Consider the following 19698-nt stretch of genomic DNA (forward strand, 5'->3'; position numbering starts at 1 on the left):
ACACAACAATGCGTATTTGTCCAAGTATTGGCGGGATTATTTTTAAATCGTCTTTAAAATCAAGAGCAATCAGCTGCCCTTGTAGGTTGAGTAACCGTACTGGCTGAGCAGAAGCGGGATGTGCAGTTTTTCATTGGTGCGGGTGACGGTGAACAGCACCGGCACTTCCGGGAAGAAGGAGTCCAGCTTTTTACCGTGGAAGTAATCGGCGGTTTTGAAGGTCACTTTATACACGCCAGGCGCCATATCCTGATCCTGCGGATAGAGCGATTTGATGCGCCCGTCGTGGTCGGTTTTACCGCTGGCAATCGGGGTCCACTTGTCCTGCTCCTGCTTCTCCAGCGTGACGGCCACATCCGCTGGCGGCATACCGGTTTGCTGGTCCAGAACGTGAACGCTCAGGGTGCCTGCCGGGGCGCTGAACGCGGCAGGCGCGAAAGCCATTGTAACCAGCATCATCAAAGGGAGTGTCTTTTTCATCGTGTTTTCCTGTTGAGTTGTCGGTGACAGGAAAACGTTAGCACTCGCTGTGCGAAAAAATATTCAACTTTTCGTGAAGATTGCCTCAGCAGAAAATAATCAGAGGATAATCACCTCAAGGGAAACCTGCTGCTGCCACTGCGCAACCTGCTTTTTCCGCACGGCGGTAAGTTTACCGCTGGTGACCAGCAGCCATTTGCGGTCCGGGAAAATTTCCGGGGCCAGCGCGGCAGGGGGAACCGGCAGTATGTCGATGCGGTGGCCCTGGCCGGTGCGCGTCAGAGCTTCAAGCCAGATCTCACAGGGGTCGTTCAGATGCCAGCCGCTGATGAGGATGTTATCGCCCGGCGCTTTTTTATCGCCCTCAAGGCAAAACGAGGTATAGGCGATGAGGATGCCGTCGAGGATCTCACGCAGCGTCATGGCGGCGGCGACGTTGGCCGATATCTGGCTGCGCAACGGACGCAGCACGTTAGTGACCAGCTCTGGCCTTGGGTATTCGCGTCCGGCGTCGTAAATCATCTGACGCAGGGACTCAATTTTCCCCTCCTGCAACTTTTGCAGCATGGCCTGTTGCAGGGTTTGCCAGTTATTGGCGCGGCGCGGCGCAGGGCGTTCCAGCAGTGATTTTACCTGACCGATGGGTACGCCTTTTTTTACCCAGTCGAGGATTTTCAGCGCCTGCTGAACGTCCTCATCGCTGTACAGGCGGTGACCGCCGTCCGTACGCTCGGGTTTGAGCAAGCCATAGCGTCGCTGCCACGCCCGCAGCGTGGTGGCGGTGATGCCGCTGAGTCTGGCGAATTCGCCGATGGAGTAAGCCATGTCTGCATCCGAAGAGAAGGAGTTGTCTCAATATACTACGAATATTCCCCGACGGGATGAAGCGCCGCACGGGTGCGCTACACTTAACGTCCAACCGCGTAAATGAAAGGAGTTCTCATGAGGCTATGGCCTGTCGTTACCGGTGTCGCCATTGCGCTGACGCTGGTTGCCTGTAAATCTCCCACGCCGCCGAAAGGCGTGCAGCCCATTACCGGCTTTGATGCCAGCCGCTATCTCGGCAAATGGTATGAAGTCGCCCGACTGGAAAATCGCTTCGAGCGCGGTCTGGAACAGGTCACCGCGACGTACGGCAAGCGCAGCGATGGCGGTATCAGCGTACTGAACCGCGGCTACGATCCGGTGAAGAAAAAATGGAATGAGAGCGAAGGAAAGGCGTACTTTACCGGCAAACCGACCACGGCTGCGCTGAAGGTATCGTTCTTCGGCCCGTTCTACGGCGGCTATAACGTGATCAAGCTGGATGATAAGTACCAGTACGCGCTGGTCAGCGGCCCGAACCGCGACTATCTGTGGATTTTATCGCGCACCCCGACCATTCCGGATGCGGTAAAACAGGACTACCTGAACACCGCACGCGAGCTGGGCTTCCGGGTCGATCAGCTGGTGTGGGTGAAGCACTAACCTACTGATACGAAAAGGTGATGCTTGCCAGGGCGTTGGCCGAGCCGGGGACCAGTTCACCGGTTCGGATGTACTGCGCCTGGAACGGCAGGGACAGCGTTTGTGCCGAGCTGGTGGTCTGGATGAAAAACTGTCCCGTCGTACCTGCGGACGAGCTGTCCGGCCCCATCATAAGCGGCCCGGTACCGTTATAGAAAAACTGTACGCCAATGCCGGAGGCCGTGGAGTCCCCGGTCAGCGTCACGACCGACGAGGTATTTGACGGTGTGGTCTGATCGGTCATCACTGCGTTAACCGCCACGTTCTCATCGCAGGTCAGGCTGACGTTAAACTCCCCCGACGGCGAGGTGCTGCCTACGCTGGGCAGCGTGTGAATATCAATGGTGCCCAGGTCGACGTTGGCGCTTTTCGTGCCTACCGTGCAGCCGCTTGCCGTCACCGTGATGGTGGTGGGGTTGATGATCACCTGCGCGGTTTTCACTTCGTTGTTATAGGCCGTCAGGATCGCCGCGTTAATGGTCGGGGTCTGGTATACGCCGGATTTCAGCGGAACGCCGGTCTTGATAAACGTCACTTTTGCCGACCAGCCCAGTGCGGTGGCGTAACCGTTAGTCCCATCGGCCGGATAGCTCTGCGTAATGCCCGTCTGCATCGGGACATAGGTGGTGCCGTTATAATCTTTAAGCCCAAGAATGAAGCCGATGCCGGGCACGCCCGTTTCAAATACCATGTAATTTGCGCCATCAAGAATAACCGTGATGCCGGTGGCGGTTATACTGCTGCTCGGCTCCAGCGTCCCTTTGGAGCAGGTAAATACCAGGCCGCACCAGAACACTTCCGAGACGCTCGCAGAGGCGCTCCATTCAGAGCCGATCGTCTTTCCAGGCACGATGGAGTCTGCCGGGCCGGACCACGACATGGGCGTTGGCGAAAGGGTGATATCCGATGTCCAGGAGAGGGCAAGTGCCTGAGAGGACATGAAAAACAGGGCTAAAAACAGTAAACGCATTATTGATACTCCGTCGTCCAGGTCGCCACTGCCGAAACGTCTCCGGCATTGACCGGCGCACCCGTGGCGGCCAGTCGCGCATAGAAGGTCATTTTTACGCTGTCATCCCCCGCCGCGCCGTAAGCAGCGGTTTGGGTGTCCAGCGGGATAAGTACGCTGTCTTTATCCAGAATCTGCACCGCCACGCCGGTCGCGCCGCCGTCAGCGACTTTCAGAAGCTGCGGGTTCTCGTCATCCGGCGTACCGCTGAAGCGGATTTTCACGCCAGCAAAGGTGGGGCCGCATGCTTCAAGGGTGAGCGTGAAGGGCGTTTTGATATTGCTGACCGCGCCCGCCTCGCTAAATTGCTTCACGCCGAGGGTGCCCAGCGGCACGTTTTGCTCCTTCGAATCTTCCGAGACAATGCAGGTATTGCCGATCACGTTGCCGGTCACGGAAACCAGCACGTCATAGCCGCGCGCGGGAACGGTGATGAACATCAGCAGGATCAGGGGGAGGAACCGGGTGGTTACTGACATATGACCTCCTGGGAATAAAGCCCGGTGCGGGCGTGATAATTCTGCGGGTTCAACGCATAGCGGATCGTGCAGCGCTGGGCGCTGTTGCGCCCCCATACGGCATGCAAGGTTCCCTCCGCTGACAGGCCGGTCAGATACACGCTGCCGCCGTCGCCGACGATACCGCTGGCTTTGTCATCCTCTGACGAGACCAGCGTGCCGAAGGGGAGCACGTCTTTAGCGTGACGTACGATAAACATCGCTTTTGCCCCCTGACGCGTGGTGAGGGTGGCGCGAACCAGTGCCCCGTCGGTGGGGATTTTATTGGCGATGGCGTTCTCAAGTTCCACGTCATTGCCCACGGTGGTGACATCCAGCGCAACCTGATTAACGCGATACGGCGTGGCGTACGGGATCACCGCATAGCCCCGGCTGTCGGTTTTGATGCCCTTGTGGTTGAGCACGGCGACATGGCTGGCGCCCGGGGCTTTCACCAGAATATTGGTGTTCCCGAGCGGCTGGCTCAGCGTCAGACCATCCTCATGCAGCACCGCACCGCCGCTCATCCCGTAACTGAGGTTGCGGGAGTCACCGGCGTAGCTGTAGCCCAGGTTATAGTCTCCCCACGCGCCCTCGTATTGCAGCGCGGCATCGCCGCCGTAGTGCTGCTGCGCGCTGTAGCGCTGGTTGACGCTATAGAAAAGATTCTCCTGCCCCGGCAGATAACCACTGACACCGGTACTGGCGGTGGTGCCAGCGGGATCCGCATGGGTAGCGGTAAAACGGAGACGGGTCGACAGCGCCGGGTTACCCAGCGGCACCGACAGGGACAACGCGAGGATATTGTCTTTCTTGTTGTCGTACAGGCCAGAGCTACGCTGGGCGCTGATGCCAAGCGACAGGTTACGAAACGTCGCGTTCCACGCGAACTGCAAACTTTGCGTGGTTTTTGACGTATTCCAGTAGGTTTGTTGATCCCAGGACAGCGACAGCGCGCCGTATTCGCCCATCGGCTGCGACAACAGCAGCTGATTTTTTGCCTTACGCGACATATGCAGGTTGTAAACCGTGTCGTAGTGAGTGGTGACGGTGCCATCGTCTTCCACGGTCTGTTTTGGCGCTCCGCCCGCCATGCCTTTGTAAGTGGTATCGCTGAGGGTATAAAACCCTGCCGTTGAGTAACGCAGCGAGAAGAAATTGACTCGCGTACCGATATCGTTCAGCAGCTTGCTGTACCGCAGGCGCACCGAATCACCGGTGTAGTGCTGGTTATCAGCCAGCTGGCTGCGGGCATGGGTGAGGTCGAGGGAGTAGGCGCCAAAGCGGCCGAGATTCTGCCCGATACCGAAGGCCAGGCCGTTGTAGCGATCGGAAAACTGCGCCCCGCCATAAAACGTGAGGCCGTATCGCCAGCCCAGGAACAGCTCGCCCTGCGCGAAGGAGGGCGTGATCTGATTGCCCGCAGGGCGGTATTTCCCCGCACCCAGAGCATATTTGACCTGACCGTTACGCACCAGATTCGGCACGCTGGCAAAGGGCAGGGTGTATTGCGTCTGGCTACCGTCGCTCTCCTGAATGGTGACCGCGAGATCGCCGCCGGAAGAGGTCGGATAGAGATCTTTCAGCACAAACGCCCCCGGCGGAACGGAGGTTTGATAGATGACGTTACCGTTCTGGCGAACCGTCACCGTGGCATTGCCGCGCGCGATGCCGCGCACTTCGGGCGCGTAACCGCTCAGGCTGGCGGGCAACATATTGTCATCGGTCTTCAGGGCAACCCCACGTAGGCCAACGGCGTCAAACACCTGCGATGAGGTGAACGTTTCACCGGCATAAACCTGGGCACGCAGGGCGCGGATATCCCGCTGTAGCCAGGTCTGGACGTGGGTGAGCTCGTTACTCTCTTTGGTCCACGTGGTGAAATCACGCAGCCGCCATGCGCCCAGGTTGGCGCCGCTGTTGAGGCTCACAAACAGCTGTTGTTCCCGCGTGCGCGTCTCGCCCCGGTAGTCATTATTCGCGCCATTGACCACATAGTTCAGCCACGCGGCAGGGATGCCGGACTCCCAGCTCTCCGGGTTGACGTACCCGCGCGGCAGAGCGCGCATCGCGCTTTGCGGTACGGTGAAGTTGAGGGTAAGCGTCCTCTGGTCAAAATCAAACCGGGTATCGGCGAATGACCGGGTTAAAAAAATGCACCGCTGCGCAGGCGGCAGCTCACCCCCTTTAGCCTGACGGCTGTCGATGCCAAGTGCGGCGAATTGCGCAGGCGTAAGGCACGGCAGGGCTTCACCGGCGGTGTTTTCAGCGACGCGAAACGTGACGTTACCTGTGAACGCGAACTGGGTGTTGATATACACGTTAAGATTGTACTCGCCCGGCGGCAACGCGCTCCCGGCGTTGACCCAGGCGAGATCGGCGCTGTTGGCGCGCTCGCCGTTGAGAAACGCAGGATTAAATTGCAGCTCGCTTTCGGCAGCCACGGCTTGCCGAATCACCAGGGCGATCGCCGTGGCGCACAGGATTTTAATTTTCATGTGGTCACGCCTTACTGTTTTTATTATTGGGACAATGACGTGCGGGTAACGGGCGTCCAGGCCCCATAATCGTTAATCGTCTGGTAGCTCATGCTGCTCGCATGGCTGAAGGTGTCTGCCAGCGTCACGCTGGATTTCGGCGGCACCATGACGGGCGACACCGGCCTGCCATCAATTTTCACGTTAATGGTGGTGAGGTAATACGGCGTTGGGTTGGTCAGCGTGACCTTGCCCGCGCGGTAGGCGCCGGCAAGGTTTTTCCATGCCTCCCCTGCACCTTCCCTGAGCCGCTCCGGGCGATAAAAGACCTTGATGCGGTTGGCAGAGGCGAATTGCAGCGAATTGCCGGAACCGTTTTTAACCTGCTGTGGGATAGCTTTGACCGTCATCCAGTACAGCGTCTCGCGATCGGCTGGCAGGGCGTCGCCGCTGAACATGATTTTCACCGCGCTTTCGCTGGCGGGCTTCATGACGTACAGCGGCGGCGTGATGACGAAGTCGTTGGTACGGCTCCCTTTCTCGTCTTCCATCCAGGACTGGATCAGAAACGTGGCATCAGGGTGGGTATTTCTTACCTGCATCATCGTCTGCGTAGCCGCGCCGGTGTAGATCAGCCGCGTTGCGCCTAACCCCACGCCGCCTGCGTACACGGCGGATGAACATAACGTGCCAGCCAGACAAATCCATGTGTTTACGCGCATAGTGCGTCTCCTGAAAGCTGAGTCAGACCCGGCCAGCAGACCGGGCCTGAAGATTACGAATAGGTCACGGTGTAGGTGGCGACCGCGCTGGCATCACCCGCCGTGGCGTTGCCCAGTGGGGAGTAATATTTCGCGCTGAAGTTCAGGATGTTCGCCCCCGCACGCAGGGGGATCGCTGCTGCCGGCTCACCCAGCCTGACGACGTTGCCCTGTTCGTCATAAAGACGGATAGCGACATGCTGCGCCGAGCCCGCGCCGCCGTTTACTCCCGCAGCCAGGCTATTCACATCGGTACTGTCCGGTGTACCGGTGAAGGTGATAGCCACGGTCGTTGCGGCAATAGGGTTATCTTCCGTGGACGCCGAGGTATCGGCGATTTCGCAATCTTCCAGGGTGATGGAGAAGGCTTTTGCGGTACTGGCTTCACTGCCTGCGGCAGCCAGCGTGGCGGTACGCACTTCACCCATGTCGACGTCGATATTGGCGCTACCGGCGCTGATGGCACAGGCGGAGGTCACCACTTTACCGCTGAAGTTAACCGTGCCGCCGCTGGTGGTGGCGGCCAGTGCTGCGCCCGCTGGCAGCAGGGCGGCAATGCTTAATGCCAGCAGAGAATGGCAAGTAAGGCGTGCTTTCATTTCATAGTTCCTTGATTTTTTTATTACGAGATTTGCTCTGAAAGCGGCAGGTCTAACTGGTTAAAAAGACCAGCAAATCTGTCTTATTCCTGAGCCCGAGTTTCCTTATCGCTGAGCTTTTTAAGGCGCTCACGCGGCGATAAGAAAGTTTCTCCAGTTCTGCGATGTAACGTATATCCAGTCCGTTCCTGAGTTCCTTTAATACCCTCCTTTCTCCAGGCGTCAGCGATAACGCCGCTGGCTGCTTTTGGGGCCGATAATGGCTATCGACCATTTTTGCTAGCTTTATCCGCCACTGATAAACCGTGTTCTGTAGCGAGATATAGGCATCAATATCTTCCCGGACCCATAACAGGGAATGGGCAGAGGTTGAGTACAGGCAGATAATCACTTCAGGCTGCGTGACTTTGATTTTTTTTAAATATTTCAGTGAGTCATACCCTGTATGGTATTTCTCTGCGCCGGATATAAATAAGATATCGATACGAATCGACGACAGCGCCTTATCCAGTTCCTGATAACCTCCTTCGATGATAATGATGTGAAGGTCGTCGCGGATGCTGCTTAATAACGTTTTAATGCCGTTTCTTGCATAATGATCGCCGCCCATCAGTGCAACAGTTATATGCTGTGTTATTTGGCTATTGTTCGTCATGTTATTCCTCGATTTATAATAGTAATCAGGCGAATTATTTATAAGGTTATCGCCAGTATTCTCGAAGCAATGACGTATTGCATACTGTAGGCCTACTATACGTCGGCCAATAAAGAGGTAATCTGAATTAATCTAAAATTGTATTAATTACTAAGATCGAGACCGGTTACGACGCTTCCCTCTGATTGGTCTTATTCCGCTTCGCTTTCTGTAAATTATGATAGCCGCTATTTTTAATGAAAATTTAGCTTTGATAAATGTTTTGTAAGGAGTTTGTCGTCTGGTGTCAGTGCGGGTGTGAAGTTGCTGACGGGGAATAACAATTTACGAATGTTATCATCGATAAAAACTGATAGAAAGGTGGCTTAAAAGCATACAAAAACCATGTAAGTTATTGATATTGGTCAGGTTGAGAAAACTTAAGGCTTAAGGGTGCTGAATATTTCAGACACGCATGTCCGTGGCGTACAATGTTTTTTTATGTAGATATTTGTCAATGTCAAGAGGCGAGGAGCGCGCCAAAAGATGAGGCCCTGATAAATGAGATGCTGCCGGTAGTCAGATACTTCTGTGGAGCGGAAATTCACTTCACAAAACATCATAATGAGGATGATCGCGGATGAAGCGGCTCTGCAAGCCGCATTCTACAAGGGTTGAGTTCTTATGCAGGTTCAGTGAAGCTTAAGGGATGAAATATAAATTAAGATTTTTCGCCAATGGCGAAGATATACAGCATGACGTTAATCAGTCACATTAATCCCGACGTGAATGTCATCCCATACATGCGGTGACCCAGGTTCAACATCTGTTAACCGGAGAATTCATACTGCCCCTATGCATAAGCATTACATTATAAATAATATCGTCGAATTTCATCCTGCGGCCAGCACGTTACGTGATATCAACAATCCTGACCGTGTGGTTGTGTTAAATTCGCCAGCAGGCCGATGCCTGTTGTTATTAATCGACAGAGCGGGGTCGATTGTCACTCAGCAAGAGTTCCTTGATATTGTCTGGCAAAGCCGCGGCATGCTTGTCTCCTCCAATACCTATTACCAGAACATCTCCATCCTGCGCAAAGGGCTCAAAAAGATTGGTTTTGAAACTGACCCTATCGTTACCATTCCGCGGATTGGGTTGACGCTGGCAAGCGACACGCAAATAACCGTCAGAGAGTCTTCACCTGTCGCGCCTCAACCCGCAGAGGAACAATGTGTGGAGGCGCCAGCGATCGAGGAGGTCTCTGCATCCTCCGAGCCAGCAACGCCCGTTGCCAGGAAGCCCACGCGCTGGCTGGCTTTCGTCATGGGGCTATTGATCGTCCTGGCCGGGGCAGGCGTGACGGGATATATGAACGCCACAGAAAACCGTTTTGTTGAGGATTACCGTTTTGCGGCATCCGTCGGAGCCTGTCGCGTTTATCTTGCGAACGACATTCAGACTCACGCTGAACGCGCTTCCGCGCTGACCTATGTGGAACAATTCAAGGCTGAATGCGCGCAATATCCCTGGGTTTACATCAGCTGGTACGCTCTGCTTCCTCGTGCGTCGGTTATTCGCTGCGACCGGCCAATGAAAGAACCGAACCGCTGTATATCTGATTATTTCCTGAAGGATAGCTAGCATGACTCGTTTTCGGCAGATGCTGTATATCATCGTGACGGGCCTCGTCACGGCAGGCGTGCTGACGGGCTATTACCTGTGGCACCGAACTTACGTTCAGCCTTTTTCATGCCAGGCTAATCTGGTACAGCACCATCCGGATGAGACGCTGACGGTCTGGCTGAATTACACCTTCGACGGGAAATTCGGCACCCTGAGCATGAATGGCCGGGCAAAGAGCGATCCGGGTAAAACCATTGACAGGAAAATTTCCTTTCGGGTGGAGAGACAAGATCATCTCTATTTGCTGACGTCAGAAAAAAATATGACGTTCCCGGACGATAATGTCGACGACAGCTGGCTGGAAAAATATGAACCGCAATTCTTTGTCTATCCGGGCAAGAGTATTTATATGCGGATCAATGAACAACATAATGGTAACTATATCTTTACCTTAGGAACATTACCGACATATGTGTGTCGTGGTTCAAAAAAAGAATGATATAAACGAGAAAAACATTATATTTTCCTCCCGTCTCATTTATGCTTGATTTAAAATATCAGGATTACCTTAGAAATAAAAAGTGCGACAGATCATGTTGCGATAATGTAATTAATTTTAAATTTGGCAAGTAAATGAAAAGTGTATTTGACTCCTCCGATGGGGGGAAATCAGTACCGGAAAAGTGTCTGCATATTGGGTTGATATTATGGCCCCGTTATTCACTCCTGGCCGTCTCCGGGTTGCTGGAGGCGCTGCGTTATGCAGCGAAAGCTCAGGATAAATTAGCATTTAAAATCAGCCTGATAAGTGAATTTCCTGATATCCCGATTATCAGCAATGCGGGGATTATCATGAGACCGGATTCTCCCCATGCGCCGCCGGACAGTTTTAACTATCTTGCTGTTATCGGCGGTGAATTGCAGTATCTGGACTTAGGGTATCAGGGGGATAAAGCGTATCTGGCACATGCCCACCATGCCGGGGTTCCGCTCATTGGCATTGGCACCGGCAGTTTTGTCCTCGCACAGGAAGGATTGCTGAATGAACGACGAGCGTCCATCCATCCTTTCCACCTTGATGCATTTCGGCAGGCTTTCCCGCTGGTTTATGCTGAGCAAGGGTATGATTTCATCGACGATGGCGATGTGCTGACCTGCCCGGGCGGTATTTCCACCCTGACGCTGGCAACTGAGCTTATCCGCGCCCATGCCGGGGATGATATCGCCAGCACCACCTGTCAGCGTTTGTCGCTCGTTCCGCATGAAATTGCCACCCCGCGTCCGGCGAATTTTGCGCTTATCCCTGACTCGCGGTTGCGCCGCGCCGTCATGCTGATAGAACAGTTCCTGACCCGGCCGCTCACCACCGCCGGGCTTGCGCGAGAAGTGGCATTGAGTGAACGCCAGCTCAACCGTCTGTTCCACGCAGAATTCGGCAAAACGGCCCGCGAATTTATCCGCAGTGCCAGACTGCGCTATGCTTGCTGGCTGCTGAAGAACTCACAGCAAAGCGTGACGGATATTGCGCAGCGGATGGGGTTCAGCGACTGCGCGCACTTTATTCGTCATTTTCAGACGGAGTATGGTTGTACGCCTGGCGTGTGGCGCACTTCGCAGAGCTGAATATCATTACATTGCTGCCCTGAAACTTTACTCAACCGGAATATCATCATGAAAATAGAAGCCGCACACCCCTCACAATTTGAACGCCTCGTCGCAGTCTGGGAGTCGTCCGTTCGCGCCACGCACCGCTTTTTGCAGGAAAGCGATATCGCGGCGCTGCGTCCGTTATTGCTCAACGCATATTTGCCTAATCTCAGGGTTGTGATTGCCCGGGATGACGTGGGTATTATTCACGGCTTTTTGGGCGTGGATAAAAATCGCATTGAAATGCTGTTTGTGGATGATGCGAGCCGGGGGAAGGGTATCGGCAAAATGCTGCTGCAATATGCCATTGCAGAATTCGGCGTAAATGAAGTGGACGTGAATGAGCAGAATCCGCAGGGGGTGGCGTTTTATCGTCATATGGGGTTTGAGCAGGTCGGGCGCTCGGAACTGGATGGGCAGGGGAATCCGTTTCCATTGTTGCATATGCGGTTGAGTGGACAGGCTTAACGCCCTCTCCCTCTGCAGAGGGCGTCTGCAAGCTAGTTACTGGTAATTTGCCCGATGATTACACCACGCACTTTTTCGCCATCGAAGTAATACGAGACCGTATTACTCTGGATGAATCCATTCTGTACTGGCGTCTCCTGATAAAAAAGTATCGCTTTCTTTTTGGCGATCCCTTTCTTGCCGAACATTTCAATTAGATTCCTGTGAGTAGCATTCAACAATGGAACATTCGCGACTGAGACGCTGACAGGTTCCGTTGTTTTAGCACACTCTTTATGGATGCCATCTTTGGCAATAACTAGCGCAGTTAACAATCCTGCACCCATTTCGTTATCAGAAATGAACCAGTAATTCGTGCCATCGTCGTCATGAAGGCAGACCCAGCGTGCTGAGCTGTCTTTGTTAACTGGTGTGCTGGTGATATCTGACAGGTGAGTAACCTCCATTCGTACGGCTTGCTTGCTTATAGCGATGGTCGGTGAAAGGGGCACTGTTGTAGAAATTTCCGTCAGTGATCCGTCTTCATCGTAATACTCGGTCGCGAAGCCGGTCATTTCCGTTGCTGAGACGTGCGAACTGACTGCAACGAGTAATGGCAATAAACAAAATAAACGCTTCATTTGACTATCAATACCGTATCGTTGCTTTTCCAGATACTCCTTCTGGCACTCAGAGGAGCAATGATGCAGCCCTCTGAAGAGTCGTCAGGGTGCAAACTGCTTTTACCATGTATTTTAAATGAGTCTCTACCACACATATCATTTGTCGAGTAGGGCGTGAGGCTGAGAGTATATTTCCCGGTGTGGGCTGAATTATGAGGGGACCCAATAGTGTAGGTACCTCGTGGCAGCGGTCCGCTGTTTTTTACACATTCTTGTGACGGATCGTTTTTGTAACCACTAGCACCTGCGTAATCTGCATCAAATTGGTAGACACCATCCAGATAAAATTTGTGCTCTTTTACATCATATTCCCAGGACATACTTTCTCCTTAAGCGCGTTCCTTCCAGGTATCAGAATGAATGATGTTTCCATCTATGTAATGCCATGTTATTTTTTCATATGTTAGATCTACATATTCACAATGTGTATAGCGTTCGTTTCGCGGTAGTTTAATGTCAAACATGAGTGGTTCAATTTGAACTACTCTTGCATTTTCTAAAGTTGTCTTAAAGTAAGCCTCTTCAAGTCCGTTATAGTTGATTCTGTAAAATATGAACTCTGCTTTTTTAAGTGTTTGCCCAGTGCATAAGGCTTTGTATAGATAAGAGGATGATGAATCAATCTCTTTCATGAATGCATAGGTACTACAAATGCGTTTTGCAGTGATTTTACCGGAGAATTTATCTATAGGTTGTTCTATAGAATGCATAAATTCAATCACTTCTATTGAACCTTCGCGATCTTTTATATCGACAGATCCATTAATCCTCCGGCCTGAATCATCCTCGAGCCATAAGTAAACAGGTATAGCCATCTCAATCTCCTTTTATAGACTGAGGGAAACTACTCTTCATAATGGATTTAAATTGTGACTTTCATTTCAAAACAGGAATGTTAAAGAATTTTGGTTGGTTTAATAGAAAGTTGTAGTTGCGAGATATGGATGGTATCAATTGACGTTTAAAAATTTATAAGGTTGATTTATGACTATTCTTCCATCGCAAGAATAATAGTCACTAAAAAAAGCATCAAATATTGAAATGATGAATATCATTAAATAATGAACCTATGCCGGGATTAGCGCTTAGCCTGCTTATCCCATTTTAATAAGCTGGCGATATCTTTCTTACCTTCGGCTTCTTTCAGCAGGCGCTGCTTTTTTTCAAACTCGAGGTATTCTGAGCACGCCTTTTCATCAGCCGTTTTCTTGCTGATTTTGCCTGCTCCTTCTAAAACGTCCCGGTCATTAAATTGCAGAAACTGATCGAGCTTGGTTTGCCAGTCTCGTAAAAATACCTGCTTGCGGCGTTTGGCCTGATCTTCGGCAAAATCGAGCCACATATTAACGACGCGATTAAGCTCGCTCACCTCATCCTGAGACAGATAATTTTTTGCGGTGGTGACATCGCTTTTACGGACTTCTTCGCCTTTATAGCTGGTCAGCTCCATATGCGGTTGAGTGGCGTCCGCACGTTGGTGAATCAACTCAGCAGCGGTGTGCCCAGTGCAGGCAAAATGCAGTTTATTCTGGATGGTCTGAAAGAATTGCGTGGTTTCTTTGAGCGACGGCTGATAGTCAGCAGCTAATGCGAAAATCTCCCTCACGCGAAGATAGACCCGGCGTTCGCTGGCCCGTATATCGCGAATGCGTTCCAGCATTTCATCGAAATAGTCAGGGACGGCGGAAGATCCCACAGGCGGATTTTTCAGGCGCTCGTCGTCCATAACGAAGCCTTTAACCAGGTATTCCTGGAGCGTTTGGGTGGCCCACTGGCGGAACTGCGTACCTCGCGTGGATCGGACGCGATAGCCGATGGCGAGAATGACGGGCAGGCTAAAGTATTGAACGTTATATACTTTACCATCGCTGGCAGTTGTTCGGTAAAACCGAACAACTGAATTTTCGACCAGTTCACCCTCATCAAAAATATTCTTGATATGCCCGCTGATCGTAGCTTTGGCTTTGCCGTATAACTCACAGATCGTGGCCTGTGAGAGCCACAACGTATCGCTTTCGAAGCGGCATTCAATGCGAACTTTTCCATCCTTGCTGGCAAACATGACGAACTCACCGGCTGGAGAATTTATTAATTCCTCATATGTCATGCTGCCTCCGCTTCATAAGGTTGATGCCTGTAAGCTCGTAGTATGCCAGAAACAGCCGCTAAGCCAGGTGGTTTGTATTTGATTTTGCGAGTCGCTTTCCAGCATGCGGAATTTGGATCGCTGCAAGCGCGTCCTCTATCTCAATAAGCTTTGCTTTCGTCCGTTTATAATCATCTTGCAAACGCTGCTCCTGCTCGTTATACGCCACCAGAACGATGCATCCTTTCATGACCTTTACCGTGACCTGCTGTCCGGTATCAAACCCCGCTGCGCGCAACCACTTACCGGAAAGGATGATTTTTGGTGTAGATTTGTCGTAAACATTCGGGCGGTATCCCACAATTAATGAACGCTCGGTTCCGGATTGGTCAGTGTCTGGGGTAGAATGCGAATCAGCCATAATCAACTCCTTGATAGTTGGTGAGGTTAGCTCTCGTCCGGTATTGCGAGTACCTGGCGAGGGCGTTTCAATCTCAGGTTATCGTGTGTTAAGGTACGTACCTGAATGATGGTATTTTGCTCTCGTAGGTACGTACATGTCAACGGCTAAACGCGATCCTAATAAGTCAACTTCCGGAAAAGCACCGACTTTTCAGATTCGTATTACGCCAGAGTTGAAGGCGCAGTTTGAGGCTGCGGCGAAGGCTGAAGGGATGAGTTTGGGGAATTGGCTCAAGACCTTAGGAAGAACAGAACTACGGAAACTGGGTATTGAGCCAAAAATGTAGTTTAGTTTTCTTGCGACTTATGAATATCAGGGGCATCAGGAAACGAAGCCACATCCATTTTCAAGGCACTTTCACCTGAGAAGATTGAAGCCAGTCCTTTACGAATTTTTTGGTTATCTAGGTTCATTTGTCCGTGCGCAATTGGTCTATAAATAGCATTCTGCAAATGAACTCGATCAAACTCGTAACCTATATCTTCAGCCATTACAGAAAGTAAACTTACAAACAGTCTATCGCTATTCTGATTCCATATAGCACTGCCACTTTCATTTTCGGGGCAATGTGTACATAGGTGGGTGAAATATTCTTTCCATGCATCAAGAACTTTTTTCTCAGATTTTGTTCTCTTGTTTATACTTCTTTTTATATCACCATAGAATGCTAAATCGATCATGTTAAGTGCTCTAACGTGCTCATTAGAAAGGCGAGCTTCTGCAGATCTTGTAGCCATTAGTTCTGTAAATATATTTATTTTAATATTTCTTTTTTCTGAGCTTTTTTCTATGATCTTCTGAACTCTTACAGCGAGTAAGGGACTTATTAGCGTAGCAAAAATGGTAGCAATAGCTAGTGCCCAGTTCATTTCGTTTCCTTAATTTTGACGGTAATGACAATACAAATGGAAATGAAGGTACGTGATATAATGTGAGGAAACGGGATCACAGGAGTCGCATTTGGTGGTTAATCATGTTGAATTTATTGATTATTTTACTATGCGTTTTACTGATATGCCCCCGATTATGCCCCCACATGTTTTTCCTTAAGGATCAGTTGGCTGATTTATGGGCGTTTCAAGCCAAGGTTGGACTGTGCCCGATGAACATCCAAAGATGTTATCCAGGGTTCTTGATCCTGCCAGGAGAAACTCTTCTGGTCAATGCGCACAAGCTCGAATCGTTCCACAAGGAAATTAACAGCATCAGTAAGATTCACTCCCGCCTCTATATGTTCCTGAATCGTCGTATCGTTACTGAACGGTGTGTCGTTGATCGTGAGGCCGTAATGATGCTCTAAAATATACGTTAATAGTTTTTGCCAAACTTGGACAGGAGACAGGCGTGACGAAACCGTCACTGTTTTCGGTACAGTCGAAATATGCATGAGTTGATTCCCTGATAAAAGTAGAGGAAGGTGTTAACTGGTTATAGCTGATGGGGATAAATGGCGATATAAACGTAGCCATAAGAGCCGAGAGTGTCAGCTTCACAAGTAAGTCCATTGTGATGCAGTGTGACGCAGTGCTGGTTGTGAGGATCAAGCTCGCCAGTTGTCAGCATCCGCTCAAGCTGTTTCACCATTAGTGGAAACGCTTGGTCCAGACTCAATGCTTCTGCGTCACTGAATGAGCCATTAAATCCTGCCCGGTCAGCCAAAAAGTATAGGCGCTTGCCTTTCTGTACCAGACGAGCGCCGAAGCACGGCGTGATATTACGTTTTAATCCCCACTGAAGGCAGGATGTGTTCTTCGCCGATGTGCCGGATATGGTGGTCGACTGCATTAATATACTCCTTAATGATTGAGTGGGATGATTAGTTCACCGTCACGCAGCGAAGAATAGCGTACGGACCTGCCCGGTCCTGACGACGTTCAACAAAAACAGCGAGTACGCCGCTGATATGCTGAACTTCATATCCATAGTAATGGCATACACTGCCATGCCACTGGTAGTGGCCTGTACAGAAGGCAGATAGCCTGGATTCGGGATGCTGACGATAAATATGCATCGCCTGGCGCTTACTGATGATTTTCATTCTGCACCTCATAACAAGCCACATTCAGCAAAAGACACCACTTCGTTCCCGACCACAAGATGATCCAGCACACGCACTTCCACCAGAGCCAAGGCTTTAGCAATTCGCTGAGTGACATGTTTATCCTGCTGGCTAATTTCTGTCGTGCCGGACGGGTGGTTATGCGCCAAAATGACCGCAGCAGCGTTATGTTTCAGGGCTGATTTAACCACTTCGCGGGGATGCACTTCGGTATGGCTGAGCGTGCCGGTAAACAGTGTTTCCCGCTCTAGCAGGCAATGCTGATTGTCGAGATACATTACAATGAAGACTTCCCGCTCCAGGTGAGCCATCTGCAGTTGCAGCCAGGTTTTTGTAAGGCTGGCAGAGGTAAATGACTCACTCGGTTGACGCTGGTATTTCTCCAGCAGACGTAATGCTCGCTGGATGACTCGCTGCTCGTTTGCAGGAAATATCAAAGCTGAAGAACAGCACATTACCGCGATACGCAATATCTATGCTCACCATGTTCTGCATGGTACAGGTAGCTTCGAAACCGAACCTCCGGATATGCAGGAAATGCTTAACCGACTGAGGAGCATTCAGTCTCGGGGATTCCCATGGTATGTCGCCCTGCAGGGCGATACGATCATTGGCTACTGTTATATTTCCCGTTACCGCGAACGCCATGCTTATCGGTTCACGGTTGAAAATTCGATATATATTGATCCGGCTTATCAGCGCCAGGGCGTCGGAAAAGCACTGCTCGATCATGCATTAAAATGGGCCGAATCTCAGGGATATCGTCAGATGATTGCTGTTGTGGGTGACAGCGCTAACGTTGCTTCTGTTGCGCTGCATATCCGCGCAGGATTTACTGAAATAGGCACATTAAAGGACATTGGTTTCAAACATGGCCGCTGGCTTGACACGGTTTTGCTGCAAATGAAACTTGGTGAAGGCAATAGTACTCTGCCAGAAGGTTCAGATCTTATGCCTTGAGGCAGGAATAAGGGGGCGTCTGCCCCCTTTATGTTTATTTCAATCGCTTACCTGTTTCATCAACAACTTTCTCGCCGTCTTCCTTAGCAAATGCACCTTTTTGCGCATCCGGAAGAATATCCAGTACCACTTCGGAAGGGCGGCAAAGGCGCGTTCCCAACGGTGTCACCACAATCGGGCGGTTAATCAGGATCGGATGCTGAAGCATAAAATCGATTAACTGCTCGTCAGTAAACTTATCTTCGGCAAGCCCCAGTTCTTCATAAGGCTCGACATTTTTACGCAGCAGCGCCCGTACTGTAATCCCCATATCTGCAATAAGTTTGACCAGTTCATCGCGTGACGGTGGATTTTCAAGGTAATGAATAACGGTCGGTTCATTACCACTGTTGCGAATCATCTCCAGCGTATTTCGCGACGTGCCGCAGGCTGGGTTGTGATAAATGGTGATGTTGCTCATATCAGTATCTCATTACAAAGTGAAAGAGAGACGTAGCGCCAGCGCGGCCAGCGTTACAAACAGCACAGGCAGAGTCATGACGATCCCGGTGCGGAAATAGTATCCCCAGGTGATGATCATATTCTTCTGTGAAAGGACATGCAGCCAGAGCAGCGTTGCCAGGCTACCAATAGGTGTAATTTTAGGTCCCAGATCGCAGCCAATCACGTTGGCATAAATCATCGCTTCTTTGATAACGCCTGTTGCGGTGCTGCCATCAATAGAGAGAGCGCCAACCAGCACGGTAGGCATGTTGTTCATGATGGAAGACAGGAAAGCCGTCAGGAAGCCAGTACCGAGCGTCGCAGCCCAGAGTCCTTTATCCGCCAGTACGTTCAGCACACCTGCAAGGTATTCGGTTAGCCCGGCGTTGCGCAGACCGTAGACCACCAGGTACATCCCCAGCGAGAAGATAACGATCTGCCATGGCGCACCGCGCAGCACTTTACCGGTGTTAATGGCATGGCCTCGTTTAGCTACTGCAAACAGGATCACAGCGCCAACAGCCGCAATCACGCTAACGGGAATACCCAGCGGCTCAAGGACAAAGAACCCAACCAGCAGAAGAATTAAAACTATCCAGCCGGTTCTGAAGGTTGTCAGATCTTTAATCGCCTTTGCCGGTGCTTTCAGGAGAGCCAGGTCGTAAGTCGGTGGAATATCTTTGCGGAAGAACAGATGCAGCATCACCAACGTGGCGATAATAGCGGCAATATCCACCGGCACCATTACCGACGCATACTCAGTGAAGCCCAGTCCAAAGAAGTCCGCCGAGACTATATTCACCAGGTTCGACACGATAAGCGGCAGGCTGGCCGTATCGGCAATAAAACCGGCAGCCATGACGAATGCCAGCGTGGTGCCTTTGCTGAACCCTAATGCCAGTAGCATGGCGATGACTATCGGCGTCAGAATAAGTGCCGCACCATCGTTGGCAAACAGTGCCGCCACCGCTGCGCCGAGCAGAACGATATACGTAAAGAGCAAACGTCCGCGACCGTTACCCCAGCGGGAAACGTGCAGCGCTGCCCATTCGAAAAAGCCCGATTCATCGAGCAGAAGGCTGATAATAATCACGGCAATAAAGGTCGCCGTCGCATTCCAGACGATATTCCACACCACCGGAATATCGCCCACATGCACAACGCCAGATATCAGAGCCAGTCCCGCGCCCAGCATTGCACTCCAGCCGATCCCTAATCCCTTTGGTTGCCAGATAACCAAAACAATGGTCAGGACAAAAATAGCGCCTGCCAGTAACATAA

General features: G+C 51.3%; 27 protein-coding genes. 7 read left to right on the forward strand and 20 right to left on the reverse strand.

Going from position 1 to position 19698, the window contains the following annotated elements:
* Nucleotides 1-69: 69 nt before the first annotated feature.
* Nucleotides 70-480 (reverse strand): hydroxyisourate hydrolase, encoded by a 411-nt coding sequence (gene uraH, locus AC4OVU_RS22830; protein ID WP_491928792.1) that lies wholly within the window; start codon nucleotides 478-480, stop codon nucleotides 70-72.
* Nucleotides 481-579: 99 nt separating this feature from the next.
* On the reverse strand, nucleotides 580-1305 hold the full coding sequence (locus tag AC4OVU_RS22835; protein ID WP_032103799.1) for a MerR family transcriptional regulator: 726 nt from the start codon (nucleotides 1303-1305) through the stop codon (nucleotides 580-582).
* 117 nt (nucleotides 1306-1422) lie between these two features.
* On the opposite strand from AC4OVU_RS22835, the gene AC4OVU_RS22840 reads away from it, so the two are divergent.
* Entirely contained in the window at nucleotides 1423-1947 is a 525-nt protein-coding gene (locus AC4OVU_RS22840) for a lipocalin family protein (protein ID WP_110292776.1), read from the forward strand.
* A 1-nt stretch (nucleotide 1948) separates the two neighbouring features.
* On the opposite strand, the gene AC4OVU_RS22845 is transcribed toward AC4OVU_RS22840, so the two are convergent.
* From AC4OVU_RS22845 to AC4OVU_RS22870, 6 genes are read right to left on the reverse strand one after another with little or no spacing between them, the layout of a single operon-like run.
* Complete coding sequence (locus tag AC4OVU_RS22845) at nucleotides 1949-2956, reverse strand: fimbrial protein (protein WP_017383645.1); 1008 nt, start codon at nucleotides 2954-2956, stop codon at nucleotides 1949-1951.
* A complete protein-coding gene (locus tag AC4OVU_RS22850; protein WP_110292771.1) occupies nucleotides 2956-3474 on the reverse strand; it encodes a fimbrial protein in 519 nt (172 codons plus the stop codon). The genes AC4OVU_RS22845 and AC4OVU_RS22850 overlap by 1 nt, the downstream gene beginning before the upstream one ends.
* Entirely contained in the window at nucleotides 3465-5990 is a 2526-nt protein-coding gene (locus AC4OVU_RS22855) for a fimbria/pilus outer membrane usher protein (protein ID WP_110292770.1), read from the reverse strand. The genes AC4OVU_RS22850 and AC4OVU_RS22855 overlap by 10 nt, the downstream gene beginning before the upstream one ends.
* A 23-nt stretch (nucleotides 5991-6013) precedes the next feature.
* On the reverse strand, nucleotides 6014-6691 hold the full coding sequence (locus AC4OVU_RS22860; RefSeq protein WP_017693983.1) for a fimbrial biogenesis chaperone: 678 nt from the start codon (nucleotides 6689-6691) through the stop codon (nucleotides 6014-6016).
* Nucleotides 6692-6744: 53 nt separating this feature from the next.
* Entirely contained in the window at nucleotides 6745-7329 is a 585-nt protein-coding gene (locus AC4OVU_RS22865; protein WP_032668879.1) for a fimbrial protein, read from the reverse strand.
* A gap of 52 nt (nucleotides 7330-7381) precedes the next feature.
* Nucleotides 7382-7984 carry a helix-turn-helix domain-containing protein gene (locus AC4OVU_RS22870; RefSeq protein WP_015570068.1) on the reverse strand — a complete coding sequence of 201 codons (603 nt, stop codon included), beginning with the start codon at nucleotides 7982-7984 and terminating at the stop codon, nucleotides 7382-7384.
* A gap of 834 nt (nucleotides 7985-8818) precedes the next feature.
* Here AC4OVU_RS22870 and AC4OVU_RS22875 point away from each other — a divergent pair.
* The 4 genes from AC4OVU_RS22875 (at nucleotide 8819) to AC4OVU_RS22890 (ending at nucleotide 11704) form a co-directional block, all read left to right on the forward strand.
* Nucleotides 8819-9607, forward strand: a complete 789-nt coding sequence (locus AC4OVU_RS22875; RefSeq protein WP_017693982.1) for a winged helix-turn-helix domain-containing protein — start codon at nucleotides 8819-8821, stop codon at nucleotides 9605-9607.
* Nucleotide 9608: 1 nt separating this feature from the next.
* Nucleotides 9609-10088, forward strand: coding sequence for a YqeJ family protein (locus tag AC4OVU_RS22880; protein ID WP_017693981.1), 480 nt, complete (start codon nucleotides 9609-9611; stop codon nucleotides 10086-10088).
* 242 nt (nucleotides 10089-10330) lie between these two features.
* On the forward strand, nucleotides 10331-11212 hold the full coding sequence (locus AC4OVU_RS22885) for a GlxA family transcriptional regulator (protein ID WP_017383640.1): 882 nt from the start codon (nucleotides 10331-10333) through the stop codon (nucleotides 11210-11212).
* A gap of 48 nt (nucleotides 11213-11260) precedes the next feature.
* Nucleotides 11261-11704, forward strand: a complete 444-nt coding sequence (locus AC4OVU_RS22890) for a GNAT family N-acetyltransferase (protein ID WP_017383639.1) — start codon at nucleotides 11261-11263, stop codon at nucleotides 11702-11704.
* A 32-nt stretch (nucleotides 11705-11736) separates the two neighbouring features.
* Here the strand turns inward: AC4OVU_RS22890 and AC4OVU_RS22895 are convergent, their stop codons facing one another.
* The 5 genes from AC4OVU_RS22895 to AC4OVU_RS22915 all read right to left on the reverse strand — a co-directional run bounded on the left by AC4OVU_RS22895 (nucleotide 11737) and on the right by AC4OVU_RS22915 (nucleotide 14873).
* Nucleotides 11737-12324, reverse strand: coding sequence for a hypothetical protein (locus AC4OVU_RS22895; RefSeq protein ID WP_223826496.1), 588 nt, complete (start codon nucleotides 12322-12324; stop codon nucleotides 11737-11739).
* On the reverse strand, nucleotides 12321-12686 hold the full coding sequence (locus AC4OVU_RS22900; RefSeq protein WP_072051083.1) for a tlde1 domain-containing protein: 366 nt from the start codon (nucleotides 12684-12686) through the stop codon (nucleotides 12321-12323). Before AC4OVU_RS22900 ends, AC4OVU_RS22895 begins: the two co-directional genes overlap by 4 nt.
* Nucleotides 12687-12695: 9 nt before the next feature.
* A complete protein-coding gene (gene tssD / locus AC4OVU_RS22905) occupies nucleotides 12696-13181 on the reverse strand; it encodes a type VI secretion system tube protein TssD (RefSeq protein WP_017383637.1) in 486 nt (161 codons plus the stop codon).
* Nucleotides 13182-13444: 263 nt separating this feature from the next.
* Nucleotides 13445-14473 (reverse strand): virulence RhuM family protein, encoded by a 1029-nt coding sequence (locus AC4OVU_RS22910; RefSeq protein ID WP_146215457.1) that lies wholly within the window; start codon nucleotides 14471-14473, stop codon nucleotides 13445-13447.
* Nucleotides 14474-14531: 58 nt separating this feature from the next.
* Nucleotides 14532-14873 carry a SymE family type I addiction module toxin gene (locus tag AC4OVU_RS22915; RefSeq protein ID WP_006812446.1) on the reverse strand — a complete coding sequence of 114 codons (342 nt, stop codon included), beginning with the start codon at nucleotides 14871-14873 and terminating at the stop codon, nucleotides 14532-14534.
* Nucleotides 14874-15009: 136 nt separating this feature from the next.
* On the opposite strand from AC4OVU_RS22915, the gene AC4OVU_RS22920 reads away from it, so the two are divergent.
* Nucleotides 15010-15201: a toxin-antitoxin system HicB family antitoxin gene (locus AC4OVU_RS22920; RefSeq protein ID WP_032620729.1), complete on the forward strand. Its 192-nt coding sequence runs from the start codon at nucleotides 15010-15012 to the stop codon at nucleotides 15199-15201.
* A 1-nt stretch (nucleotide 15202) separates the two neighbouring features.
* On the opposite strand, the gene AC4OVU_RS22925 is transcribed toward AC4OVU_RS22920, so the two are convergent.
* The 5 genes from AC4OVU_RS22925 to radC form a co-directional block, all read right to left on the reverse strand.
* Nucleotides 15203-15784, reverse strand: a complete 582-nt coding sequence (locus AC4OVU_RS22925) for a DUF6680 family protein (protein WP_284965383.1) — start codon at nucleotides 15782-15784, stop codon at nucleotides 15203-15205.
* A gap of 197 nt (nucleotides 15785-15981) precedes the next feature.
* Nucleotides 15982-16302: a TA system toxin CbtA family protein gene (locus tag AC4OVU_RS22930; protein ID WP_071605960.1), complete on the reverse strand. Its 321-nt coding sequence runs from the start codon at nucleotides 16300-16302 to the stop codon at nucleotides 15982-15984.
* Between the two features lie 41 nt (nucleotides 16303-16343).
* Complete coding sequence (locus AC4OVU_RS22935) at nucleotides 16344-16700, reverse strand: type IV toxin-antitoxin system YeeU family antitoxin (protein WP_044599779.1); 357 nt, start codon at nucleotides 16698-16700, stop codon at nucleotides 16344-16346.
* 31 nt (nucleotides 16701-16731) lie between these two features.
* Nucleotides 16732-16953: a DUF987 family protein gene (locus AC4OVU_RS22940; protein WP_057696015.1), complete on the reverse strand. Its 222-nt coding sequence runs from the start codon at nucleotides 16951-16953 to the stop codon at nucleotides 16732-16734.
* Between the two features lie 8 nt (nucleotides 16954-16961).
* Nucleotides 16962-17429: a RadC family protein gene (gene radC / locus AC4OVU_RS22945; protein WP_110293161.1), complete on the reverse strand. Its 468-nt coding sequence runs from the start codon at nucleotides 17427-17429 to the stop codon at nucleotides 16962-16964.
* Between radC and AC4OVU_RS22950 the strand changes: the two genes are divergently transcribed.
* Nucleotides 17380-17934, forward strand: coding sequence for a GNAT family N-acetyltransferase (locus tag AC4OVU_RS22950; protein ID WP_110293160.1), 555 nt, complete (start codon nucleotides 17380-17382; stop codon nucleotides 17932-17934). The genes radC and AC4OVU_RS22950 overlap by 50 nt on opposite strands.
* Nucleotides 17935-17968: 34 nt before the next feature.
* Here AC4OVU_RS22950 and arsC read toward each other — a convergent pair whose 3' ends face one another.
* Nucleotides 17969-18394 (reverse strand): glutaredoxin-dependent arsenate reductase, encoded by a 426-nt coding sequence (gene arsC, locus AC4OVU_RS22955; protein WP_044599771.1) that lies wholly within the window; start codon nucleotides 18392-18394, stop codon nucleotides 17969-17971.
* Between the two features lie 12 nt (nucleotides 18395-18406).
* The gene (arsB, locus tag AC4OVU_RS22960; protein ID WP_044599770.1) at nucleotides 18407-19696 is read right to left on the reverse strand and encodes an arsenite efflux transporter membrane subunit ArsB; all 1290 of its coding nucleotides are present in this window, start codon (nucleotides 19694-19696) and stop codon (nucleotides 18407-18409) included.
* Between the last annotated feature and the right edge of the window lie 2 nt (nucleotides 19697-19698).

The sequence above is a fragment of the Enterobacter sp. 6722112 genome (assembly GCF_058661685.1).